At 68.5% G+C, this 23,935-nt stretch carries 15 protein-coding genes and 1 pseudogene; 15 read left to right on the top strand and 1 reads right to left on the bottom strand.

Annotated elements, in window-relative coordinates; translation table 11 throughout:
- Positions 1–48: 48 nt before the first annotated feature.
- Positions 49–1,407: an acyl-CoA dehydrogenase family protein gene (locus tag LRS03_RS06085; protein ID WP_257824497.1), complete on the top strand. Its 1,359-nt coding sequence runs from the start codon at positions 49–51 to the stop codon at positions 1,405–1,407.
- Positions 1,408–1,425: 18 nt separating this feature from the next.
- Here LRS03_RS06085 and LRS03_RS06090 read toward each other — a convergent pair whose 3' ends face one another.
- Positions 1,426–4,530: a YncE family protein gene (locus LRS03_RS06090; RefSeq protein ID WP_257824498.1), complete on the bottom strand. Its 3,105-nt coding sequence runs from the start codon at positions 4,528–4,530 to the stop codon at positions 1,426–1,428.
- Between the two features lie 589 nt (positions 4,531–5,119).
- On the opposite strand from LRS03_RS06090, the gene LRS03_RS06095 reads away from it, so the two are divergent.
- From LRS03_RS06095 to tssG, 14 genes and pseudogenes are all read left to right on the top strand, one after another.
- A complete protein-coding gene (locus LRS03_RS06095) occupies positions 5,120–5,728 on the top strand; it encodes a response regulator transcription factor (protein ID WP_257824499.1) in 609 nt (202 codons plus the stop codon).
- 102 nt (positions 5,729–5,830) lie between these two features.
- Positions 5,831–7,525, top strand: a complete 1,695-nt coding sequence (locus LRS03_RS06100; protein WP_257824500.1) for a hybrid sensor histidine kinase/response regulator — start codon at positions 5,831–5,833, stop codon at positions 7,523–7,525.
- A 109-nt stretch (positions 7,526–7,634) separates the two neighbouring features.
- Positions 7,635–9,740 (top strand): CHAT domain-containing protein, encoded by a 2,106-nt coding sequence (locus LRS03_RS06105; protein ID WP_257824501.1) that lies wholly within the window; start codon positions 7,635–7,637, stop codon positions 9,738–9,740.
- On the top strand, positions 9,737–11,338 hold the full coding sequence (locus LRS03_RS06110; RefSeq protein WP_257824502.1) for a ShlB/FhaC/HecB family hemolysin secretion/activation protein: 1,602 nt from the start codon (positions 9,737–9,739) through the stop codon (positions 11,336–11,338). Before LRS03_RS06105 ends, LRS03_RS06110 begins: the two co-directional genes overlap by 4 nt.
- Positions 11,339–11,348: 10 nt before the next feature.
- Complete coding sequence (locus tag LRS03_RS06115) at positions 11,349–15,188, top strand: beta strand repeat-containing protein (RefSeq protein WP_257824503.1); 3,840 nt, start codon at positions 11,349–11,351, stop codon at positions 15,186–15,188.
- Between the two features lie 108 nt (positions 15,189–15,296).
- Positions 15,297–16,310: a type VI secretion system protein TssA gene (gene tssA / locus LRS03_RS06120; RefSeq protein ID WP_257824504.1), complete on the top strand. Its 1,014-nt coding sequence runs from the start codon at positions 15,297–15,299 to the stop codon at positions 16,308–16,310.
- A gap of 52 nt (positions 16,311–16,362) precedes the next feature.
- Positions 16,363–16,876 (top strand): annotated as a pseudogene (tssB, locus tag LRS03_RS06125) (type VI secretion system contractile sheath small subunit).
- A gap of 31 nt (positions 16,877–16,907) precedes the next feature.
- Entirely contained in the window at positions 16,908–18,401 is a 1,494-nt protein-coding gene (gene tssC / locus LRS03_RS06130; RefSeq protein ID WP_257824506.1) for a type VI secretion system contractile sheath large subunit, read from the top strand.
- Between the two features lie 110 nt (positions 18,402–18,511).
- A complete protein-coding gene (locus LRS03_RS06135; RefSeq protein WP_257824507.1) occupies positions 18,512–18,991 on the top strand; it encodes an Hcp family type VI secretion system effector in 480 nt (159 codons plus the stop codon).
- Positions 18,992–19,083: 92 nt separating this feature from the next.
- The gene (locus LRS03_RS06140; RefSeq protein ID WP_257824508.1) at positions 19,084–19,581 is read left to right on the top strand and encodes an Hcp family type VI secretion system effector; all 498 of its coding nucleotides are present in this window, start codon (positions 19,084–19,086) and stop codon (positions 19,579–19,581) included.
- Positions 19,582–19,605: 24 nt separating this feature from the next.
- Positions 19,606–20,406, top strand: a complete 801-nt coding sequence (locus LRS03_RS06145; RefSeq protein ID WP_257824509.1) for a type VI secretion system accessory protein TagJ — start codon at positions 19,606–19,608, stop codon at positions 20,404–20,406.
- Complete coding sequence (tssE, locus tag LRS03_RS06150; protein WP_257824510.1) at positions 20,403–20,933, top strand: type VI secretion system baseplate subunit TssE; 531 nt, start codon at positions 20,403–20,405, stop codon at positions 20,931–20,933. The genes LRS03_RS06145 and tssE overlap by 4 nt, the downstream gene beginning before the upstream one ends.
- A 91-nt stretch (positions 20,934–21,024) precedes the next feature.
- A complete protein-coding gene (tssF, locus tag LRS03_RS06155; RefSeq protein ID WP_257824511.1) occupies positions 21,025–22,884 on the top strand; it encodes a type VI secretion system baseplate subunit TssF in 1,860 nt (619 codons plus the stop codon).
- A gap of 7 nt (positions 22,885–22,891) precedes the next feature.
- Positions 22,892–23,929 carry a type VI secretion system baseplate subunit TssG gene (tssG, locus tag LRS03_RS06160; RefSeq protein WP_257824512.1) on the top strand — a complete coding sequence of 346 codons (1,038 nt, stop codon included), beginning with the start codon at positions 22,892–22,894 and terminating at the stop codon, positions 23,927–23,929.
- The last annotated feature ends 6 nt before the right edge of the window (positions 23,930–23,935 follow it).

Raw genomic sequence — 23,935 nt, forward strand, 5'->3', positions numbered from 1 at the left:
GACCCAGATCAATTCGGCAAGCTCGGGTCGAGCCCAAGATGGCCGGCCATGGATTTCTCACACTCGCCCGCCAACCTGGCATTGCAGCGTCGCGTGCGCGACATGATGGACAGGCTGGTGCTGCCGTCCAACCGCGACTGGCACCGCTGGGCCGACGCCGGCGAATACCCGCTCGACGTGATCGAGCCGATCAAGGCCGCGGCGCGCGCCGAAGGGTTGTGGAACCTCTTCCTGCCGGGGCTGAAGGCCGACGAGCCGGGCACGCGCCTGTCGAACCTCGACTACGCGCCGCTCGCCGAGATCATGGGCCGCGTGCCCTGGGCCTCGGAGGTCTTCAACTGCAGCGCGCCCGACACCGGCAACATCGAGCTGCTGCACCTCTACGCCTCGCTGGCCCAGCGCGAACGCTGGCTGCGGCCACTGCTCGAAGGCACGATGCGCTCTTGCTACGCGATGTCGGAGCCCGACGTCGCCTCGTCCGACCCGACCAACCTCGAGACGAGCATCGTGCGCGACGGCGACGATCTCGTCATCAACGGCCGCAAGTGGTTCATCACCGGGGCGCTGCACCCGCTGTGCGAGCTGGTGGTGCTGATGGGGGTTTCGCAAGGCGTCGCCGGGCCGCCCCAAGACGACTTGCCCCCCGCGGGGGGCGGGCTGGGCGGAGCCCAGCCCGGGGGGCTGTCATCCGGCTCGCCGGACGCACCGCGCCATCGTCGCCACTCGATCGTGCTGCTGCCGCTGAAGACACCGGGCCTCACGATCGTACGCAACATCCCGATCCTCCAGCACCACAGCGTCGAGGGCCATGTGGAGCTGGTCCTGCGCAACGTGCGCGTGCCGGCCAGCGCCATGCTCGGCGAGCCGGGCGATGGCTTTGCGATGGCGCAGGCGCGCCTCGGCCCGGGGCGGGTTCACCACTGCATGCGCACCATCGGCCAGTGCGAGCTGGCGCTGGAACTCATGGCCGAGCGCGCGCTGGAGCGCGAAAGCTTCGGCCGCAAGCTCGCCGACTACGCCAACGTGCAGGACTGGATGGCCGAGAGCCGCGTCGAAATCGACCAGGCCCGCCTGCTGGTGCTGCAGGCCGCATGGCGCATGGACGTGGCGGGCAACGCCGCCGCCCGCATCGACGTGGCCGCGATCAAGCTCGTGGCCGCACGGCTGCAGACGCGTGTGCTCGACCGGGCGATGCAGGTGTTTGGCGCGATGGGCCTGTCGCCCGACACGCCGCTCGCGTACCTCTACACCTGGGGGCGTGCGATGCGCTTCCTCGACGGGCCCGACGAGGTGCACCTGCGCACCGTGGCGCGTGCCGAACTCGAAGCCGCCCGCAAACGACGAGGGGCTGGCACGGCACATTTCGTGCCTCCAGCCCCTCAGGCATTCCCGCCTGAGCGGGAATGAGCTTGCGCTACCGGACGATCAATCGCGGTCCAGCGTGCCGTTGGCGTCGCGGTCCACACCGATGCGGGTGCCGTTGCCGGGTGGCACGCAGGTGAAGGTCAGCGGTGCCGATGCAGCGCTCGCCTGGCTCAGGAGCCCACTCAGCGTGACGGCCGCTTCAGAGGCCTTGTTGGGCACGAACTGCTGGCTGGAGTTCATCACCCAACCGCGCGCCTGGCCCGAGATCACACCCTTGGCGACCAGCTCGCACTCCTTGACCGGGCTCGTGACCAGTGCACGGGCGACAAGCAGGTTGAGACGGCCGCTCACGTCGGCCTGGCTGGCGTTGGCCGGCGTCACGGTGACCTGCTGGCCGACGATCGGGTTCATCTCCGACGGTGCCGCGAGGACGTACTGCTCCAGCTGCTGCTTCTGCGTGGTCGAGAGTGCGTTGAACACGTCTTCCGAGAAGAACTGCACCAGCGTCCCGAACTTGCCGGCGTTGTTGTAGCCGAAGCCCTTGATCTGGTCACCCACGTTCGCGAACAGCGAGCGGCTGGAGTTGGTGCCGAACATGCCGACCTTCTGGTACATGTTGCGGATGTGCGGGATCTTGAAGTCCTGGTCGAGCTGCGCACCTTCGATCGACATCGTGCCGTCGGAGCCGAAGAGACCTCGCGCCGCGTCGACGGTGTGGCAGCCGTTGCAGGTGGTGACCGTGTCAGACGTGGTGTTGAAGTAAACGTTGCGCCCGGCCGCCTGGACGGTGGTGAGGGAGTTGTCCAGGTTGGTGATCGGGTTCGGCGGGTACACCAGCTCCATCGCGAAGTCGGCGAAGGCCTTCATCTCGGCGGCGGTCAGCTGCTGCTCGCGCCCGAGGAGGCCGGTGAAGGCCCCGTTGAAGTCTTCAAAGGCCTGGTGCTCCAGCGTTTCGCCCGTGCTGCGGCTGACGCCGGTGCGGTCGCCGCGCCAGTGCAGCGGGCCGTGGTTCGACATGCCGCGGAAGCTCTGCGTCGTCATCGGCCCCTTCAGCGGGTGGAAGTTGGTCTTGCGGCCGAAACGCGGCACGTTGGAGTTGTAGGGGTTGGGGCTGGCCACCTGGGTCTCGCTCGGGTTGCCGAGGTCCCAGGCGATGTGGTCGATGTCGCCGAAGATGTGGCAACCGGAGCACGACGAGTCACCCCGGCTGGAGGTGTAGCTGGCGTCGTAGAGGAAGCGGCGGCCGTTCTTCACGACGGCCGGCTCGGGGTTGAACATCGTGACGTGGGCGGTCTCGGTGAAGGTCGAGGTGTTGACCACCGACAGGCCGTTGTCGCCGCGCGTGGTGACGTAGGCCACGTTGCGCGCCGGGTCGAGCACCACGCCGGTCGGCAGGCCGCCGGTGAGCGTGACGTGGCTGCTGGCCGACGGCGTGAAGGTGTTGCCTTCGAGTGCCGAGGTGCTGAAGCGGCCCAGCTTGTTGGAACCCATCGCGGCCACGTAGAGCGTGGCGCCATCGGGGCTGATGGCCATCTCGAGCGGCGTGGCAAGCGAAGCGGCCTTCTCGGCGGCCGTGCCCACGGCCTGGGCGTAGCTCGTGATGTGCTTGTTGAGGTGGCGCGGCAGCACGTTGCTGCCGTCGATCACGGTGATGCGGCTTTCGACGAAATGGCCGCGCACGGTGGTCGAGCGGGTGCCCGGGCCTTCGAAGCGCACCAGGTTGCGTGCGTCCTGGTTGCTCACGTAGACCTTGCCCGACGACGGGTTGACCGCCACGTTGAAGAGCGTGGTGCCCACGCCCGAGGTGCGAGCCGTCACGGTGGGCAGGCTGCCCGAGGTGTCGATCGTGAAGACGTCGTAGTCGGGCAGGTTGATCTTGACGCGTGAGCTGTGGTCGCGAGGCGCCACGCCACGCGTCGGGTCGCCATCGTCCATCCAGCGGCCGGCGGCGTTCTTCTGCACGATCAGCGGGTTGCGGGGGGCCGAGGTGCCACCGGCGTCGGTGGTCGGCGAAGGCAGGGTGAGGCCGCCGTTGCCCAGGTCTTCATTGAGCACCGTGGTCTTGTTGCCGGAGTTGAACACCGCGGCATAGACGCGGGTGCCGGCGGCGTTTTTCGCCAGGCCGCGCAGCGTGTCGCCGAACATGTTCAGGCGCATCAGCACCTGGCCGCCCAGGCGGGTGCCGACGTTGGCCACGTCATAGACCCAGACGTCGGCACGGCCGACGCCCGGGGTGGCAAGCTGCGGGTCGAAGCCGGCGTTCTGGCCGCGGTGTGCCGCGGTGATGAAAGCCCACTTGTTGCCGGCACCGGCGAAGACGATGTCGCGCGGCTCGTCGCCCACCAGCAGCGTGTTGATCACACGGGCCGGGGTGGTGGAGACGTCGACGATGCTCACGCTGTCGGACAGATGGTTCACCACCCACAGCTGGTTGTCGTTGGCGAGCGCCACGGCCACCGGCTCCAGGCCGACCGGGATCGACTCGGTCAGCACCGGCGTGCCAGACGAGGTGTTGTAGACCTCGACGCGGTTGTCGGGCGTGTTGACGACGAAGAGGCGCGCACCGTTGCTCGTCAACGCCATCGGGCGGACGTGACCGCTCTCGAAGGTGGCGAACTTGCCGATGGCCGGGCGCGGAGCACCGGTCGGCGGGTTGGTGGTGCCCGCGGTGCCGGCGACCACCACGTTGTTGACGCGATAGCTTTCGAGCTGGCTGTTGGCGTTCACGCGGAAGCGCACCACCACGCTGATCTGGTTGGACGCAGTCGACGGCAGGTTGAAGGTGACCCGGCTCGACGTCGTGGCCTGGGTCGACTCGACCTGTGTGTACGCACCCCCGTTGATCGAGACCTCGGCGATGCCGGCCTCGCCGGTGTCGAGACCGGTGGTCGTGCGGTCGAAGGCGAGCGTGATGGCGCTGTAGCCCACGGTGCTGATCGGTGACGAGGTGATCGCGCCGTCAGCGCTCAGCAGCGCTGCGGTCATGGTGGCGCCCAGGCTGGACGTGCTCACCGAGCCGGTGGAACTGAAGCTCCCGAGGCCGCTGGCAAAGGATTGCTGGAACAGGGTGCTCTGGGCATGGGCGCCCAGGGCGCACAGCGTCAGACAGGATGCGGACGTCAACCGTCCGAGGTGCCGTTTCACGGCGGGCCAACTCAAGCGCATGGCAGTCTCCTTATGGTGTATTGGCGTGGGAAACGGCGCTGGCAACACCGCTTCTCCGCTCATCCAATAGTTGCACTGCCGTGCTTTTTTAGCGATTCAAGCTTGTCCCTAGGCTTTTGAGCGCAAGTCGGCAAGTCGGTACATGCGCAATCCAAAACATCGGAAATCGCAGAAGTTCCATATGCCTCACCACCAGCTTTTTGCGAGACAGATATCCAACTCATATCAGTTGGACTCGAATGACCCTGGCGCGGGAGAGCCCAAGCCTCCGGTCCCTCGCCATCAAAACGCCAACAAAGTCACGCCGTTTCCACGTGTCGTCGGGGCCGCGCAACAGCGCCCGCAGAGTCGCTCAGGGTGTACCCGCATCCATGCTCTTAGGGATGTGAGGCGTCATTTTTTGAATCAACAATACGCGCTGCAATACGCCACGCTTGGGCGTGACGACCTCGATTCATTCACCTGACAGAGGCACCCGATGAGCCAAGTGTTGTCCGGCATGGCATCTCCCTTCGGTGCTTCTGTGGTGCCGCAGAGTCACGCAAAAGAGCACCCCAACGCGCACGCAACCGACCAGCCGGTTCGCAAGATGTCAAAACTCCTGATCGTTGACGACCACGCCCTGGTGCGCGTGGGCATCGTGACCAGCCTCGCCGCGGTCGACAACGCCAACCTCCAGCTTCTCGAAGCGAGCACGCTGCACGACGCGATGGAGCTGTACCGCAACGAGCCCGACGTGGCGCTCGTGCTGCTCGACCTCAACATGCCCGACTGCAAGGGGCTGCAAGGCCTGAAGCAGTTCCTCGAAGCCTTCCCGCAGGCGCGCGTGGCCGTCATCAGCGGCACCCAAGACGAATTCGTGATCGGCCAGGTGCGTGCGCTCGGCGCGGTGGGCTACGTCACCAAGGGCCAGGCTCCTCGCCAGATGTGCGACACGGTGCTGGGCCTCCTGGCGACGGCGCAGGGCGGCGTCACGGCGCCCTTCCCGCGGTTCCCGAGTTCCTCGCGCTATGACCGTGTGGCCGAGCTGGGCCCGCGCCACCTCGAAATCCTTGAGCTAGTGCTCTCCGGCTGCTCCAACCAGGAGATCAGCACCGCCACCGGCCTCTCGCTCGGCACCATCAAGAACTACGTGTCGACGATCCTGCTGGCGCTCGACGTCAAGTCCCGCTCCCACCTGATCAGCCTGTTCAGGTAAGTGCCGTTCCAGCTTTCTCCCTCGAGCACCGCCGGCATTCCGCAAGCGTCGAGCGACGAAGGGCCTGAGCGCCGCCGCGAGCGCACCCGCGCCTCGCAACTGATGAAACTGCTGCGCCACGGCGACGTCACCGTGGCCGTGCTCGCAGGCCTGGCCTTCGCCTGCTGGCTCTCGTTCCTGGTCTGGATGCCCCACCGCACGGGGCTCTGGGTCTGGGCCGGGCTCGTGCACGGGGTGCAGGTGCTGCATGCCGCGCTCTTCTGGTCGTTCAAGCGGGCCGGCCGTACCGCCCTCACGCAGCCGTCGCGCTGGCTGCACCGCTACCAGGCGGTGGTGCTGCTGTCGGCGGTGATCTGGGGCGTGGCGCCGGCCATGCTCATCGACGACCTGCGCTGGTTGCCCACCATGCCGCTCGTGCTGCTGTTGCTCGCGCTGGCCGCCGCCGGCGCGCACCAGTTGGCCGCGCAGCGCTGGGCGATCTACCTCTGGCTCGTGCCGCTGCTCACGCCGCTGATCGCCTTCATGCTCTACCTCGGCACGCCGATGACGCTGACCATCGCGCCGCTGGTGGCCGCCTTCCTCTTCGCCTGCATCTACCTGGCGAGCGCCCGCCACCGGCTGCTGATGAAGGAGCTGCAGACCAAGCTCGACAACGACGCACTCGTGCGCGCGCTGCGCCAGCAGGTGGTGCTGGTGGAACAGGCCAACCGCGAGAAGAGCCGCTTCCTCGCCTCGGCCAGCCACGACCTGCGCCAGCCCATGCACGCACTCGGCCTCTTCACCGCCACGCTCGAGAAGCGCCTGCAAGGCACCGCGCTGCAGCCGCTGGTGAAGAACATGATCCGATCTATCGACGCGCTGGAGCAGAGCTTCACCTCGATGCTCGACATCTCAAAGCTCGACGCCGGCGTGATCGAGCCCAACCTGCAGCCCTTCCCCATCCGCGACCTCTTCCGCGTGCTGCACATGCACTGCGCCGGCCAGGCCGAGGAGCTGGGGCTCGGTCTGCGCTTCAAGGCCGGCGGCAAGATCGTGATGAGCGACCCGCACCTGCTCGAGCGGGTGCTGTCGAACCTGATCCACAACGCCATCCGCTACACGCAGGATGGCGGCATCGTCGTGGTGGCGCGCACGCGGGCCGAGGCCATCAGCGTCGAGGTCTGGGACACCGGCATCGGCATTCCCGCCGACGAGCTGCCCAAGGTCTTCGACGAGTTCTACCAGGTCGACAACCCCGGCCGCGACCGCTCGCGCGGCCTCGGCATGGGGCTGGCCATCGTCAAGCGCCTGGTGCTGCTGATGGGGCACGAGCTGGAGGTGTCGTCCAAGCCCGGCAAGGGCACGGTGTTTCGCATCCTCATCAAGGCGACGCCGTTCGACGAGATGGACAACATCGCGGTGGCCGCCGACACCGTGCCCTCGCCCATCGACGAGAGCCGCACGCTGCTCCTGATCGACGACGAAGAAAGCATCCGCGTCGGCATGAGCGACCTGCTGCAGACCTGGGGCTACAAGGTGCTCACGGCCGCCACCATCCAGGAGGCCTGCACCGAGGTGCGCCGCCACGCCGGCGTGATCGACATCGTCATCTCCGACCTGCGACTGGCCGACGGCGAAGACGGCATCGACGCCATCGAGCGGGTGCGCGGCGTCTACGGCGCGCCGCTGCCGGCACTGCTCATCACCGGCGACACCTCGCCCGACGAGGTAAAACGCGTGCACAGCAGCGGCCACCAGGTGCTTTTCAAGCCGGTGCGCACCAAAGAGCTGTACGCCGTGTTGCGCAGCGTGCCCTGAGTTCCGCGAGGCGCCCCCTAGAACATGGAAGCCGCGCCTCACCTTGGTCACTTTGAGGCGCCATGAGCGGCTCCTAGCATCGGCCGCAATCTTCAAGAAGGGGAAGTCCGTGAGGACCTTGCACCGCACCATGCTCCTGGCCGTGGCCCTTGCGCTCAGCGCACCGGTCGCCCACGCGCAAGAATCCCTGGCCCCGGCCAGCACCATCGCCCGCGACGCCCTCGCCCGCCACCGCGATGCCAACGGCATCCTCGCGCTCAGCGCCGAAGGCCGCGCGCTGTATGAGCGCGACGTCATCAAGCTCGACGGCTACGCCTACTGCGGCCGCTCGGTCGCGCTGGCCGAGCAGGGCGAGTTCCGCCAGAGCATCCGCGCCGCAGCGAAGGCGCTGCACATCGGCAGCAGCACCGACAACGAAGACCTGCGTTCGCTCGCCCAGCGCGATCTCGCCATCGCCTACAGCTACGCCGGCCTGCTCGACGAAGCCGAGAAGTTCGCGGCGGGCGCGCTCGCGCTGAAGCCGAAGAACCCGCAGCAGGCCCACGCCCCGTCGCACAAGGTGCTGGGCGACGTGGCCGCGCGCCGCGGCCGCTACGGCGACGCTGCCGACCACTACACCCGCAGCTACTCCCTCGCGAGCGAACGATTCCGCCCTCTGGTGCTGGTGTCGCTCGCCAACGCCTACACCGCCGCCGGCCGCCCGACCGAGGCGCTGGGGCAGCTCGACAAGCTGCCCCGGAACGACGCCGACAAGCTCGGCGCCTTCTACCAGCGCAGCCGCGCCAACGCGCTGCTCGCCGCCGGCGTGGCCGACCAGGCGCACGCGCTCTTCCAGCGCATCGCGGCCGATGCGAGCGGATCGGACGCGCTCTACCACCGCTTGTGGGCCAGCGAAGGCCTCGGCCGCGTCGAGCTGCAGCGTGGCAACAAGCCCGCCGCGCTCAAGGCCTACCTCGACACGGTGGCCGTCGCCGAACAGCTGCGCGGCAAGTTCCAGAGCGACGAGTTCAAGACCGGCCTCTTCGGCGACATCCAGAAGGTCTTCGACACCGCGCTCGACCTCGCCATCACCCAGCGCGAGTTCGAGACCGCCTGGGTGCTCTCGGAAGCCTCGCGCTCGCGCCAGCTGCTCGACGCCGTGCGCGACCGCGCCGCCGACACCCTGGCCGAGCAGCGCATCACCCTGGCCGAGCTGCAGAAGGCCCTCGCCCCCGGCGAAGCGGTGCTCCAGTTCCACGTGCTGGACGCACGCAGCGTCGCCTGGCTCATCACCCGCACCGGCCTGTCGGCGGCCGTCATCGCACAAGGCCAGGCGGGGCTCGCACCGCAGGTCGAGAACTTCCGCAGCAGCGTGATTGAACGCCGCCGCGACACCACCACGCTCGCCGCCAACCTCTACAAGCTGCTGCTGGCCGACGTCGACCTCGCCCCGGCGCAGCGCCTCTACATCGTGCCGCACGGCCCGCTGCACTACCTGCCCTTCCAGGCCCTGCACGACGGGCGCAGCTACCTGATCGAGCGCAGCGCGCTCACCGTGTGGCCCTCGGCGGCGGTGGGCGCCAGGCTGCTGGCGCGCGGCAGCGTGCCGACGCCGCAGCTGCTCGGCTTCGGCAACCCCAGCACCGACAAGAACGTGCCGCTGCCCGGCGCCGAGCGCGAAGTGCAGCAAGTGGCCCGGCTCTTCAGCGGCAGCGAGATCTACCTGAAGCAAGACGCGACCAAGGACCGATTCAAGGCCAGCGCCGGCAAGCACAACATGGTCCACATCGCGGCGCACGCCGAACTCGACGACGTGGACCCGCTCTTCTCGCGCATCCTCTTTGCGAGCAACGCCAGCGACACCGGACTGCTCGAAGCGCGCGAGATCTACACGCTCGACCTGCGCGGCGTGCGCCTCATCACCCTGTCGGCCTGCGAGAGCGGCCTCGGCCGCGTCGCCCGCGGCGACGAGATCATCGGCTTCACCCGCTCGCTGCTCTCGGCCGGGGCCACCAGCATCGTCGCCTCGCTGTGGCCGGTGGCCGACGACTCCACCGACCTCTTGATGAACCGCCTCTACCGCGAGCTGGCCGCCGGCCGCGACCTGATGGCCGGCATGCAGGCCGCCCAGCTCGAAGTGCAGAAGAACCGCCGCTTCGCCCACCCCTTCTTCTGGGCCCCGTTCAATGTGATCGGCAACGGGCGTCTGCTGGTCGCCGGCGAGGCCGCACGATGAAAACCTTCACCCTCCCGCTGATCGCCTTCGCCGCCTGCGGCGCCGCACACGCGCAGAACGCGCCGCTGCGCAACTCGCCCACGCCGGCCGCCGCCGCATCGGCCCCGGCGCTGGCCCCGTCGACCCAGGGCCGCTTCCTGCTGAAGGAAGTGCGCTTCAGCGCCACCAAGGCCGTGCCGGCCTCCGAGCTGCAGGCGGTCGTCAAACCCTTCATCGGCCGCGAGATCGACGCGACCGACGTCACCGTGATCGCCACCGCCGTGCGCCGCCTGTACGACCAGCGCGGCTTCGGCATGGCTGGCGTCGGCTACCCGCCGCAAGACCTGACGGCCGGCGTGCTGCAGGTCGCCATCGTCGAGCCGCAGGTCGCGCAGCTCACGATCGAGTCGCCGCCCCGGCCGCCGGTCTCGAACCAGCGCACCACCCGCGTGCTCGAAGCCGCCGGCGTGCGCCCCGGCCAGCCGCTCGACCTGCAGGCGCTCGACCGCGCGATGTACACGCTCAACGACTGGCCCGGCGTCTCGGCCAAGGCCACCCTGCTGCCCTCGGGCGACGAAGGCCTCTACAAGGTCAACGTGCAGACCGAAGCGCGCCGTGCGTGGGACGCCGGCATCGACTTCGACAACCACGGCTCCTCGGCCAGCGGCCGCTACCGCCTGGGCACGCTGCTGCGCTGGAACAACCCCGCGGGCATCGGCGACAACCTCGACCTGCGCCTGATGGCGTCCGACGACAACGGCACCACCGTCGGTCGCCTCGGCTACGAAGCGCCGCTCGGCGCCACGCCGTGGCGCGCCGGCCTCGGCTACTCGCGCGTGGGCTACGAGCTGGGCGAGCAATTCGCCTCGCTCGGCGTGAGCGGGCGAGCCGACGTGTTCGACGCCTCGGTGTCGTACCCGCTCATCCGCGGCCGTGACCGCAACCTCGTCGGCCGCTTCGGGCTGATGAACAAGCAGCTGCACGACGAGGTGGCAACGCTGACCACCTCTGAAAAGACCATCCGCGCCGCCGAGCTGAGCTTCGCCTTCGAGGCCCGCAGCGCGTTTGGCGGCGGCGCCTTCCAGGGTGGCAGCCTCGGCCTCGTGCTTGGCTCGCTCAGCTACGACAGCGGCAGCCCGCCGTCCGGCGCGGCGGCCGAGGGCAGCTTCAGCAAGCTGAACCTGCAGCTCACGCGCCTGCAGGCGCTCGGGCGCGGCTTTTCGTTCTTCGTCGGCATGGCCGGCCAGTTCACCGGCGAGACGCTCGACAACGCCGAGCGCTTCACGCTCGGCGGCGACAAGGGCGTGCGCGCCTACCCTGTGGCCGAAGGCTCCAGCGACATGGGCGCCATCGTCAACACCGAGCTGCGCTGGTGGATCAACCCGCAGTGGAGCAGCTTCACCTTCTACGACTGGGCCCACGGGCGCGACAAGGTGCAAGACCCGCTCACCGGCGCCCAGCGCCGCACGCTGCGCGGCTACGGCCTGGGCGTGCAGTTCACGCACCCCGAGCTGTTCACGCTGAAGGCGAGCCTCGGCTTCCGGGGCTCCGAGGCCGTGCGCTCGGAAACCGACAACCCGAAATCGCGCCTGCTCGTGCAGGTCCAACGATCCTTCTGAGGAGCCACCCATGCGTGCCTTCCAACAGTCCCCCATCGCCATCGCTGCCCTGCTGACCCTCGGTGCCGCCCATGCCCAGCCGGTGCCCACCGCATTGCCGGTGCTGCGCCCGAACGGCGCCGTGGTCAACGCCACCGTCGGCACGCCGGCCAACAACACGCTCACGATCAACCAGACCGCGAGCACGAGCAATCGCGCGCTGATCGAATGGAGCAGCTTTTCCATCGGCCGCCAGGCCGCCGTCAACATCACCCAACCCAACACGCAGAGCGTGCTGGTCAACCGTGTGATGGGCAGCGGCAACGGGCCGAGCGCGAGCGAGATCTACGGCTCGATGACGGCCAACGGGCGGGTCTTCCTGCTGAACCCGGCAGGTGTGGTGTTCGGCCCGGGGGCCCAGGTCAACGTGGGCTCGCTGGTGGCCACGAGCCTCGACCTCGACCCCTCGATGAGCGACGCCAACTACGCGCGGCTGATGCGCGGCGACGACCTGGCCCTCACCGCCACCGCCGGCAGCGACGTGCAGGTGATGGCTGCCGACGACCCCCGCCGCCCGCAGATCCGCGTGACCGAAGGCGGCTCGATCGTGTTGATGGGCACGGCCAACGTGGTGCAGGACGGGGTCATCAGCGCCCCGGGCGGTCTCGTCAACCTCACCACCGCCGGCGACGCCATCGTGCGGCCGGTCGGCAGCAGCGGCTTCGTGCAGCTGGCCGTCACCGGCACCGCCGAAGCGCGCACCACCGGCATCAGCCTCGGCGGCGGCTCGCAGACCCTCGCCAGCGGCGGCAGCATCGTCATCGGCGGCCAGCCACGCGACGAGACCCGCCGCGGCGACCTCATCTCCATCGCCGGCACCGCGAGCACCGATTCGGCCACCGGCGCGGCCGGCAACATCCACATCGACGCCGGCGCGAGCGGCGACGTGCTCGCCACCGAAGGCGCCGTGGTCACCGCCAGCAGCACCGCGGCAGCCGGCGGCAGCATCACCGTGCTCGGCGCCGACATCCGCCTGCAGCGCGGCGACGTAGCCCACCCGCGCCTGCTCGCCGACGGCCGCAGCGGCGGCGGCAGCATCGACGTCGGCAACTCGCAGACACGCGCCATCACGCTCGACACCGGCACCCTCGTCTCGGCCGACGCCACCGGCAGCGGCGACGGCGGGCAGATCCGCCTGCGCGCGATGTACAACAACCCCAATGCCACCAGCCCCGTCGCCCGGCTCGATTTCGGCGTGACCGAGGCCTACGGCACCCTGCGCGCCCGCGGCGGCACCGAAGGCGGCAATGGCGGCGCCATCGAAACCTCGGGCATGGCCGTGACGACCGCCCTGCAAGACGGCACCCTCGCCCGCAGCGCCACCATCGACGCCCGTGCCCGCGCCGCGGGCGGCCGCGCCGGCTCATGGACGCTCGACCCCTACGACGTCACCATCTCCAGCAGCGCGCCGGTCGCCGTCAACGGCAGCTTCAACCCCACCGGCCCCGGCGCCAACGTGCAGGCAAGCGACCTCTCGGCCGCGCTCAACGCCGGCACCAGCATCGACATCTCCACCGAGGCCGGCGGCGCCGGCACGCAGGCCGGCAACATCACCATCGCCCCGGGCACCGTCATCACCCGCAGCACCGGCACCACGCCGGCCAGCTTCACGCTGCGGGCCAACGGTAACATCCTCGTCGACACCGCCACCCTCGACGCGAGCGGCGCCGGCCCGGTCAGCATCAACCTCTACAGCGACCTCGACGGCAACGGCACCGGGAGCGTGCTCATCTCCAACAGCACCCTGCGCACCGGCGGCGGCAACCTCACGGTGAGCGGCGGCATCGATCCGACGACCGGCTATGCGCGCGGCGACACCTCGACGGCCGGCATCGGCATCGTCGGCTCGACCATCGACACCGTGGGCACCACGCGTGGCGACGTGCTGCTGCGCGGCCGGGCTGCCGCCTTCCCCGGTGCGGCAGCCGGCGTCAACCTCGCCTCGACCTTCACGCTCGGCAACCTGACGGTCGACGGCCGAGCCAGCCACGGCACCGGCGTCAACCTCAACGGTGCCAGCATCGGCACCGCGAGCGGGCTCATCGACATCCGCGGCATCGCCACCCGTGTCGACACGGCTACCGCCGGGCTGATCGGCATCGACACCGGCACCGCTTCCGTGCAACTCGGCACTGGCTCGATGACGCTGGCCGGCCGCGGCGACGACGCCAACATCACCAGCGCCAGCGCGGTGGGCCTGCGCATGGGCGACCTGCTGGTCTCAGCGAGCACCGCCTCGACCGGCACCGTCACCATCGCCGGCCAATCGACCGGCGGCTCCATCGGCCCCGGCATCCAGAACCAGATCAGCGGCAACAGCGGCCTCGTGATCCGCTCCAACGCCGCCGTGCCCACCAGCGCCCCGACCGGCGCCAACGTGGTGATCGGCGCCCTCGCCGACATCCGCGCCAGCTCGCTGGAGCTGGGCGTGATCGGCCTCGGGCCGACCATCGCCACCACCGGCGGCGTCAACATCCGGCCGCTGGGCGTGAGCGCGACCGGCGCGCTGGTCGAGCAGCCCACGGTGCCGATCACGCTGCGGCCGATCGGCTCCAACTTCGGCGCGGCCACGTTCGTGGTCAGCGCGCCGCTCCTGCAGGCCGCGAGCATCAGCGCCGGCCTCGGCACGGTGATCGGCTCGCAGGGCCACACCGGCGCGATCGTGGTCGACACCAACACCTTCACCTCGCATGCCGGCGTGGCCGTGACGCTGCAGAACGAGGGCACCGGCTCGGCCGGCATCACCCTCGGCAGCGGCAACACGCTGGGCAACCTGGCGCTGCTCACCACCGGCAACGTGAGCCAGGCCGCCAGCGGCGTGAGCGTCAACAACCTGGTGGTGCGCGGCGGTGCGGCCAGCACCGTCAACCTGAACTCGGCCACCAACCAGATCGCCGGCAACCTGGCCTTCGACCCACCGGCCGCCCTCACCGTGCGCACCGGCGGCGGCCTGACCGTCGGTGCCGCCACGGCCCAGACCTTCGATGCCGCCAGCAGCAGCTTCGCACCGCTGGCCATCACCACGAGCCTGGGCGGCACCACTGCGCTGCTGCAGGCGGGTGGTGCCGTCGCGGTCAACCAGCCGATCCAGATGACCGGCAGCGGCGCGACACAGCTCGACATCGTCTCGCCCACCAGCGTGACCTTCGCCGCCGGCGCCACGCTCACCTCGGCCAGCAGCAGCGGGCGCTGGAACGTCTGGGCCCCGACCGTTGTCAACGCGCCCGGTGCCGGCAGCGCCACCAACCTCTACGGCTGCGTGTTCGGCGACACCGCGACCTGCAGCGTCTCGGGCATCGCCCGCCCGACCAGCGGCAACCAGCTGCTGCACCCGACGCAGCCCACCCTCACGGTGACCGCCGACCCGCTCACCGGCTTTGCCGACCTGGCCCTGCCGCCGCTCACCTTCTCGGTGAGCGGCCTGGTCAACGGAGACACGGCCGGACAGGCGTTGAGCGGCCTCCTCGCCACCACGCCGACCGGCACGCTCGGGCAGTACAGCATTGGCGCCGGCACGCTGGCTTCGCCCACCGGCTACACGCTCGCCTTCACTGGCTCCACGCTGACGCTGCGTCCGGGCATCACCCGGCACATGCTGCAGTCGGCCTTCCACACCGAGATGGCGTCCGACGTCTATGGAAGCAACCTCGACCAGCCCTACATCTGCACCGCCGCGTCGGTGGTGCGGGGCGGGCTGGTGACGGGTGGCCAGAGCGACCCGCTCGCCTCCGAATGGGGCAAGGTGCGCAACCAGCCGCAGCTCTCGGGCTGCCTCAACGTGACCGACGGCGGCTCATGCTCGGCGTTCTGATCTCGCCGGACGAAGGTCACGCCGGGCAGATGACTTTCGGCTGATGCCGCTCGGAGCGCGGCTTCCTACAGTCCACTCCATCGTGATCAAAACCACAAACAGCACCACATGAACGCCCTCCCCGTCGAAGACCTGCTGGCCTCGCTCGGCGACGACGCCCCCTGTGGTGCCGACCTGGAATACGACCCCGCCTTCCTGGCCCTCGAAGAAGCCGCCCGCGGCAAGCCCGAGCAGCAGTTCGGCGACACCGTGATCGCGGCCGAGGGCCCCGACTGGCGCGCCGTGAGCGAGCAGGCCCTCGAACTCGCCCGCCGCACCCGCGACGTGCGCGTGGCCGTGCACCTGGCCCGCGCCAGCGCCCGCCTGAAGGGGGTGACGGCCTATGCGAGCGGCATCGCACTGATCGCCGGCCTGCTGGAGCGCCACTGGGACCACGTCTACCCCGCGCTCGACGCGGACGACAACAACGACCCCACCATGCGCCTGAACGCGCTGGCCCCGCTGGTCGACACCGGCGCCGGCCTCGCAGACCTGCGCGCCGCGTCCATCGGCGGCGGCCGGCCGGCCATCACCGTGCGCGAGATCGAGCTGGCCTTCGGCAAGACCGAGCCTCTGGCCGACGAGACGGTCCCAAGCGCCGACGGCATGCTGCAGGCGCTGCAGGCCGCTGAAAGCCAGGCCACCGGCACACTGGCCTCGCTCAAGCAGCTGCACGCAGACGTCACCCGCATCGAGAAGCTGCTGATCGACAAGGTCGGCGGCGCCCAGGGCCCCGAGCTGCGCCCCCTGCGCGTGCTGGCCCAGGCGCTGGCCACGGCCGCCGAACAGGCCCAAGGTGGCAGCGCCTCCGAGGGGCAGCCCGGCGCAGACGGTCAAACCGCGGCCGCGGGCGCCGCCCCGGTGCGCGGCACGCCCGGCACCATCGTCAGCCGCGAAGACGTGCTGAAAAGCCTCGACCGCGCCTGCGAGTGGCTCGAAAAGAACGAGCCCACCAACCCCGCCCCGCTGCTCATCCGCCGCGCGCAGCGCCTGATGGGCAAGAACTTCCTGGAAATCATCAGAGATTTGGCGCCTGCCGGCATCGACCAGATCGAAAACATCGCCGGCACGCAAAACGAGTAAACCTTCGAGTCACCCGTTCGTCTTCCCGAACAACCTGTAGAGGAGTTCCACCATGGCCACCAGCAGTCAGAAGTTCATCGCCCGCAACCGCGCTCCGCGCGTCCAGATCGAATACGACGTCGAGCTCTTACGGCGCCGAAAAGAAGGTGCAGCTGCCCTTCGTGATGGGGGTGCTGTCTGACCTGTCGGGCAAGCCGTCGGAGCCCCTGCCCCCGGTGGCCGAACGCAAGCTGCTCGACTTCGACGTCGACAACTTCGACAGCCGCATGAAGTCGATGAAGCCGCGCGTGGCTTTCCAGGTGCCCAACACCCTGACCGGCGAGGGCAACCTCTCGGTCGACATCACCTTCGAGAGCATGGACGACTTCTCGCCCGCCGCCGTGGCCAAGAAGGTCGACTCGCTCAACCAGCTGCTCACCGCCCGCCAGCAGCTGTCCAACCTCATCACCTACATGGACGGCAAGACCGGCGCCGAGGAACTGCTGGCCAAGGTCATCTCCGACCCGGCGCTGCTGAACAGCCTGGCTTCTGCAAAGAAGACCACCGACGAACCCAAGGCCGAGTAAGCCCGCAACGCACTGAACACGGAGAAACGAAATGGCAGAAACACAAGGTCAATCGTCGGCCCTGCAGGGTGTCGAGTTCCAGGGCGGTGATTTCGCATCGCTGCTGAAGAAGGAATTCAAGCCCAAGAGCGACGAGGCGAAGTCGGCCGTCGAGAACGCGGTGCTCACGCTCGCGCAACAGGCGCTGGCCAACACCAAGGTCATCGGCAGCGACGTGGTCGCCTCGATCGAGGCCATGATCGCCGAGCTCGACCAGAAGCTCAGCTCGCAGATCAACCAGATCATGCACAACCCCGAGTTCCAGCAGCTCGAGAGTGCATGGCGCGGCCTGCATCACTTGGTGAACAACACCGAGACCGACGAGATGCTGAAGATCCGCGTGATGAACATCAGCAAGGCCGAGCTCGGCAAGACGCTCAAGCGCTACAAGGGCACCGCCTGGGACCAGAGCCCGATCTTCAAGAAGGTCTACGAGGAAGAGTTCGGCCAGTTCGGCGGCGAGCCTTTCGGCTGCCTCGTCGGCGACTACTACTTCGACCACAGCCCGCCCGACGTGGAGCTGCTGGGCGAAATGTCGAAAGTCTGCGCGGCCGCGCACTCCCCCTTCATCGCCGCCGGTGGCCCGTCGCTGATGCAGATGGAGTCGTGGCAGGAGCTCGCCAATCCGCGCGACCTCACCAAGATCTTCACCACGCCCGAATACGCCGCCTGGCGCTCGCTGCGCGAGAGCGACGACGCCCGCTACATCGGCCTGGCGATGCCGCGCTTCCTGGCACGCATCCCCTACGGCGCCAAGACCAACCCGGTCGAAGAGTTCAACTTCGAGGAAGACACCGCCAACGCCGATCACACCAAGTACACCTGGGCCAACTCGGCGTACGCGATGGCGGTCAACATCAACCGCTCGTTCAAGATGTACGGCTGGTGCTCGCGCATCCGCGGCATCGAGTCGGGCGGCGCGGTGGAAGGCCTGCCCACGCACACCTTCCCGACCGATGACGGCGGCGTCGACATGAAGTGCCCGACCGAGATCGCGATCAGCGACCGGCGCGAAGCGGAACTCGCCAAGAACGGCTTCATGCCGCTGGTGCACCGCAAGAACAGCGACTTCGCCGCCTTCATCGGTGCCCAGTCGCTGCAGAAGCCGGCCGAGTACGACGACCCCGACGCCACAGCGAATGCCAACCTGGCCGCACGCCTGCCCTACCTCTTCGCCACCTGCCGTTTCGCGCACTACCTGAAGTGCATCGTGCGCGACAAGGTGGGCTCCTTCAAGGAAAAGGACGACATGGCCAAGTGGCTCAACAGCTGGATCATGAACTACGTGGACGGTGACCCCGCCAACTCGTCGGAGACCACCAAGGCCCAGAAGCCGCTGGCGGCCGCCGAGGTGGTGGTCGAAGAGATCCCGGGCAACCCCGGCTACTACAGCAGCAAGTTCTTCCTGCGGCCGCACTACCAGCTCGAAGGGCTGACGGTGTCGCTGCGCCTCGTTTCCAAACTGCCCTCGCAGAAGGCAGCCTGAAGCTCAAACAACCCAGACGACACAAGCTCTCGTCTTTTGCGACCCACGCTTTTTGCGTCCCAGTACCAGCATCCTCGTTTCCTCAACATTGACCCCAAGGAGAAATTTTCATGGCATCCATTGACACCCACATCAAATTCGCCGGCGTTGAAGGCGAAGCCACCCACAAGGACCACAAGGGCGAGATCGAAGTCCTGTCGTGGACCTGGGGCGTCTCGAACGACAGCGTCGGCGCGGGCGGCGGCTCGGGCAAGGGCAAGGCCACGCCGGGCGACTTCCACATCACCCACCTGTACGACAAGGGCTCGCCGGTGCTGGCCAAGTACTGCGCCTCGGGCAAGCACTTCCCCGAAGTCACCATGACCTCGCGCAAGGCTGGCGAAGGCCAGAAGGACTTCCTCATCGTCAAGTTCAAGGAAGTGTTCATCAAGTCGGTGCAGCCTTCGGGCAGCTCGGGCGGCGACATCGTCGAGAGCATCACCTTCTCGTACAAGCAGATCGACTTCGCCTACAAGGCGCAAGACGACAAGGGCGGCCTCACCGGCGAGGTGAAGTTCGGCTGGAACAACGCCACCACCGAGATCACCTGATCGCCCGGCCCTGCTGATGCATGGGTCGTCCGGGGGCCACCCCCGGGCGACCCTCGCATTGCCACCCTGTCCCGCCCCTGTCGAGGTTTCACATGCCATCCGCCGCTGCGTCCCATTCCGACATCTTCCTGAGCGTTCAGACCAAGCGTGCCGGCAAGGTCAAGGGCGAGGCCCTGAACCCCGGCCATGAAGATGACATCGTCGTCAAGGGATGGCACTGGGGCGTGTCGGCCACCTCGGCGCTGGGCTCCACGCAAGCCACCTCGCGCCGCGCCTACAAGGGCCTGACGGTCATCAAGCAGATCGACTCCGCCACCACCGCGCTGATGGCAGCCCTTGCCACCAACGACGAAGTGAAGGAAGCCAAGCTCACCATGCGCAAGGCTGGCTCGGAGCAGATCGACTACTTTCTCGTCACGCTGCAGAAGGCCCGCATCTCCTCGGTGGACCACTCCACCGACGAAAGCGGCAACACGATCGAGAGCGTCACGATCCAGTTCAACAAGGTGTCGGTCGAATACCGGCCACAGAAGGCGGCCGGAAGCCGCGGCGCGTCGATGACCTTCGAAGACGAAATCCTCAACAACTGAGTCTTCAACCACCGAGACACCCACATGGCCACCGCCCAGGAACTCGTCGCCGCGGGCGACCCCCAAGCCGCCCTGCAATTGCTGCAGCAGCAGGTGCGCGACAAACCGGGCGACGCCAAGCTGCGCGTCTTCCTGTTCCAGCTGCTGGCCGTGCTCGGCCAGTGGGAACGGGCGATGGCCCAGCTCGACGTCTGCGGACAGCTCGACGCCAGCACGCTGGCGATGGTCAACACCTACCGCGAGGCCATCAAGTGCGAGGCGGTGCGTGGCGCGGTGTTCGCCGGAAAGACGACGCCGGTCGTCTTCGGCAAGCCCTCGGAGTGGATCGCCCTGCTGATCCAGGCGCTCGCGCACGACACGCAGGGCCAGCCGGAGCAGGCACAAGCGCTGCGCGCGCAGGCCTTCGAGGCGGCCCCCACCACCGCCGGCACGATCAACGGCGAAGCCTTCGACTGGATCGCCGACGCCGATTCGCGCCTCGGCCCGGTGCTCGAAGTGGTGCTCAACGGGCGCTACACCTGGGTGCCGTTCGACGCGCTGCTGGCCGTCCACGTCGAAGAACCCGAAGACCTGCGCGACATGGTCTGGGCCCCCGCGCACCTGACCTTCGCCAACGGTGGCGAATCGGTCGCGCTCATTCCGACCTGCTACCCCGGCACGCGCGAGCAACCCGACGGCAAGTTCAAGCTGGCGCGCGCCACCGAGTGGTTGCCCTCCGGCACCGACCAGTACGCGGGTCTCGGCCAGCGGGTGATTTCCACCAGCAGTGCCGAAGTTCTCGGCCTGCTCGAAGTGCGCGAGATCAAGCTCACCCCGGCCGCATGAGCTTCAACACCCGGGATCGGCTGCAACCCGTCCTGCTGGACCGGCTGACCGACACCGCGCCGCTGTCGCGCGTCGAGGCCGAAGACCACCGTGTGATGAACAAGGCGCAGATCCGCGAAGCGGTGCTGCGCGACCTGTCGTGGCTGCTCAACTCGGTGCAGCCGCTCGACAAGGAACTCGCCAAGCGCTTCCCCGCCGCGGCCGACTCGGTGCTCAACTTCGGCCTGCCCGCGATGTCGGGCCAGCTCGCGTCGAAGATCGACGTGAGCCTGCTTGAGCGCGCCATCAAGCAGGCCATCCTGCGCTTCGAGCCGCGCGTGATGGAAGACTCGCTGCAGGTCACCGCGCTCGATGCATCGAGCGTGCTCGACACCCACAACGTCATCGAATTCGAGATCCAGGGCTTCATGTGGGCGCAGCCGGTACCGCTGGAGCTCTTGCTGCGCACCCAGGTCGACCTGGAGGCCGGCCAGGTGGAAGTGCGTGACATGGCCAGTGGCGCCGTGAGCCGGCGGGTGGCGCGCTGAGCGCGCCTCGGCAGATCGGGTGTGACCAAAGTAGCTGTTCAGCCCGTACGCGTTCGACAGAATCCACCACACTGACCCGCACCCCTCCGCAATGGATCCCAACCTCCTGCGCCACTACAACGACGAGCTGACCCACCTGCGCGAGGTGGGCGCCGAGTTTGCGCAGGAGTTTCCGAAGATCGCGTCGCGGCTGTCGCTCGACGGGCTGGAAGTCACCGACCCGTATGTCGAGCGCCTGCTGGAAGGTTTTGCCTTCCTCGCTGCACGCATCCAGCTCAAGCTCGATGCCGAGCAACCCAAGCTGATCCAGCACCTGCTGGAGACGGTGTACCCCGGCTTCCTGTCGCCGGTGCCGTCGATGGTGGTCGCGCGCATGCGGCCCGACCCGCTCGACCCGAACCTCACCAAGGGATTCACGCTCAAGCGCGGCGCCGCCTTGAACGCCGAAGTCACCCGCGGCCAGAACACGCGCTGCGAGTTCCGCATCGCGCATGACGTGACGCTGTGGCCGATCGAGATCACCTCGGTGCAGTACTTCACCCATGCGCCCGACCTGCCGCTGGCCCACCTGCCGGTGGTGCGCCAGGTCAAGGGCGGCCTGCGCATCAAGCTCAGGCTGCATGGTGGGCTGAACTTCAAGCAGCTCAGGCTCGAACGCCTGGCGCTCTACATCTCGGCGCCCGACGAGGTGGCCTTCCGGCTGCACGAGCTGGTGCTCGGCAACACGGTCGCCACCTGGGTCAGCAACAAACGCCCAATGCAGGGCTTTGCCGATGCCGACTCGGTGCAGCCGCTCGGCTTCCGCGACGACGAAGCCCTGCTGCCCGAGACGCTGCGCGGCTTCAGCGGCCATCGCCTCCTGCAGGAACTGGCCGCGATGCCGCAGCGCTTTCTGTTCTTCGATGTGCAAGACCTCGCCCGCCGCCTCGACCAGGTCGATGGCGCCGAGGCCGAGATCGTGCTTCTGTTTTCGCGTGGGGACGCCGCCCTTGAATCGCTGGTGGACGCCGGCAGCCTCGCGCTCTTTTGTACCCCCGCCGTCAACCTCTTCCCCAAGCGGCTCGATCGCATCCAGCTCGGCACCGACAGTTGGGAGCACCACGCGGTGCCCGACCGCACGCGCCCCATGGATTACGAAGTGCACACGCTGGAGTCGGTGACGGGATATGGCACGGCGCAGGTGGCCGAGCAGAAGTTCCTGCCGCTCTACGCGAGCTACCACGATGAATCGCGCAACCACGGTGCCTACTTCACCGTGCGGCGCGAGCCGCGGCTCCTGTCGTCGCGCCAGCGACAGGACGGGCCGCGCTCGGCCTACGTCGGCCAGGAAGTCTTTCTCTCGCTGGTCGACCCGCAGGCGGCGCCGTATCGCGAAGACATTCGCCAGCTGTCGCTCACCGCGCTCGTGACCAACCGCGACCTGCCGACACTGCTGCCCGGCAACGCCACCACCTGGACGCTCGATGCCGCAGGCCCCGCCGGCCGCATCGAAACGCTGCGCGGCCCCACGCGCCCGGTGCAACGCCTCGCGCGCGGCGACGTGGGCTGGTCGCTCGTAAGCCTGCTCACGCTCAACTACTTGAGCATCGCCGGCGACGACCCCAAGCGCGCCGCCGCCGCGCTGCGCAGCCTGCTCGCACTGCACGGGCCCGAACAAGACGTCGCCTGGGCCAAGCAGGTGGAAAGCCTGCAATGGGTGGAAGCCAAGTCGGTGGTGCGCCGGCTGCCCTTCCCGGGGCCGCTCACCTTCGGTTGCGGTGTCGAAGTCACCGCCCTGGTCGACGAACTCGGCTTCCAGGGCTCGAGTGCCTTCCTGCTCGGCCAGGTGCTGGCCCAGCTCTTCGCCCGACACGCGTCGACCAACAGCTTCTGCGAGACGGTGCTGCGCTCGGCCACGCGTGGTGAGATCTTCCGCGCCAAGCCGCGCATCGGCGAAAAGGCAGTGCTGTGAGATGACCTTGGACGCGCGCCAACTCAACGAGCGCCGAGCCCGCCTGTACGCGCAGCTCGCCGAGCAGCCGTGGGCGCATGATTTCTTCGCCGTGCTGAGGCAGATCGAATCGCTCTCGCCCGACGCGCCGCGACTGGGCAAGGCCTTGCGTCCCGGCGTCGAGCCGATCCGGCTCGGGCAAGACCCGGAACTCGACTTCGCGCCCGCGGCGATCATGTCGTTCAAGGCCGACGGCGCGCGCCCGCGGCTCGGCAACCGCTTCTTCGGCCTCTTCGGCCCGATGGGCCCGCTGCCGCTGCACCTGACCGAATACGCCCGCGACCGGCTGCGCAACCATGCCGACCCGACGTTCGCGCGCTTTGCCGACGTCTTCCACCACCGCGCGCTGCTGCTCTTCTACCGCGCCTGGGCACAGAACCAACCCACCGTGCAGGCCGACCGCCCGCACGACGACCAGTTCGCCAAATGGGTGAGCGCCCTGTTCGGCCAGGCTCCGGCGTCGATGCGCGGCGCCGACAGCGTGCCCGACGCCGCCAAGCGCCACAGCGCCGGCCAGCTTGCAAGCCGCACGCGCAACCCCGAGGCCATCTCCAAGGTGCTGCGCCAGTATTTCGACGTGCCCATCCGGGTGGAGCCCTACGTGGGCCACTGGATGCCGCTGCGCACAGAAGACCGCAGCCGCCTCGGCCGCCCCGGTGCGCGCCGCAGTGCGCCGCTGGGCGTCTCGGTGGTGGCCGGCGCCAAGGTGTGGGATCGGCAGTACAAGCTGCGCCTGCACGTCGGCCCGCTCACGCTCGATCAGTACCGGCAGTTCCTGCCCGGCCAACCTTCGCTCATCGAGCTGCGCGACTGGATGCGCCAGCTTGTGGGTTTCGAGCTGCTGTGGGACGTGCGCCTCGTGCTCAAGGGCGGCGAAGTGCCCAGGCTCGACATGCGCGGCAAGGCGCAACTCGGCCGCACCACCTGGCTCGGCCGCAAGACACCGCACCCCGACCGCGCGGAACTCCATCTGCATCCCTCGCGCCTCGCGGCGCAACCCACCTGAACGGGA

Source organism: Rhizobacter sp. J219 (assembly GCF_024700055.1).
Lineage (GTDB): Bacteria > Pseudomonadota > Gammaproteobacteria > Burkholderiales > Burkholderiaceae_C > Rhizobacter.

Coding starts and splice junctions, on each gene's coding strand:
- LRS03_RS06085 (WP_257824497.1), top strand. CDS start 49: ATGGATTTCTCACACTCGCCCGCCAACCTGGCATTGCAGCGTCGCGTG.
- LRS03_RS06090 (WP_257824498.1), bottom strand. CDS start 4,530: ATGCGCTTGAGTTGGCCCGCCGTGAAACGGCACCTCGGACGGTTGACG.
- LRS03_RS06095 (WP_257824499.1), top strand. CDS start 5,120: ATGTCAAAACTCCTGATCGTTGACGACCACGCCCTGGTGCGCGTGGGC.
- LRS03_RS06100 (WP_257824500.1), top strand. CDS start 5,831: ATGAAACTGCTGCGCCACGGCGACGTCACCGTGGCCGTGCTCGCAGGC.
- LRS03_RS06110 (WP_257824502.1), top strand. CDS start 9,737: ATGAAAACCTTCACCCTCCCGCTGATCGCCTTCGCCGCCTGCGGCGCC.
- LRS03_RS06115 (WP_257824503.1), top strand. CDS start 11,349: ATGCGTGCCTTCCAACAGTCCCCCATCGCCATCGCTGCCCTGCTGACC.
- tssA (WP_257824504.1), top strand. CDS start 15,297: ATGAACGCCCTCCCCGTCGAAGACCTGCTGGCCTCGCTCGGCGACGAC.
- tssC (WP_257824506.1), top strand. CDS start 16,908: ATGGCAGAAACACAAGGTCAATCGTCGGCCCTGCAGGGTGTCGAGTTC.
- LRS03_RS06135 (WP_257824507.1), top strand. CDS start 18,512: ATGGCATCCATTGACACCCACATCAAATTCGCCGGCGTTGAAGGCGAA.
- LRS03_RS06140 (WP_257824508.1), top strand. CDS start 19,084: ATGCCATCCGCCGCTGCGTCCCATTCCGACATCTTCCTGAGCGTTCAG.
- LRS03_RS06145 (WP_257824509.1), top strand. CDS start 19,606: ATGGCCACCGCCCAGGAACTCGTCGCCGCGGGCGACCCCCAAGCCGCC.
- tssE (WP_257824510.1), top strand. CDS start 20,403: ATGAGCTTCAACACCCGGGATCGGCTGCAACCCGTCCTGCTGGACCGG.
- tssF (WP_257824511.1), top strand. CDS start 21,025: ATGGATCCCAACCTCCTGCGCCACTACAACGACGAGCTGACCCACCTG.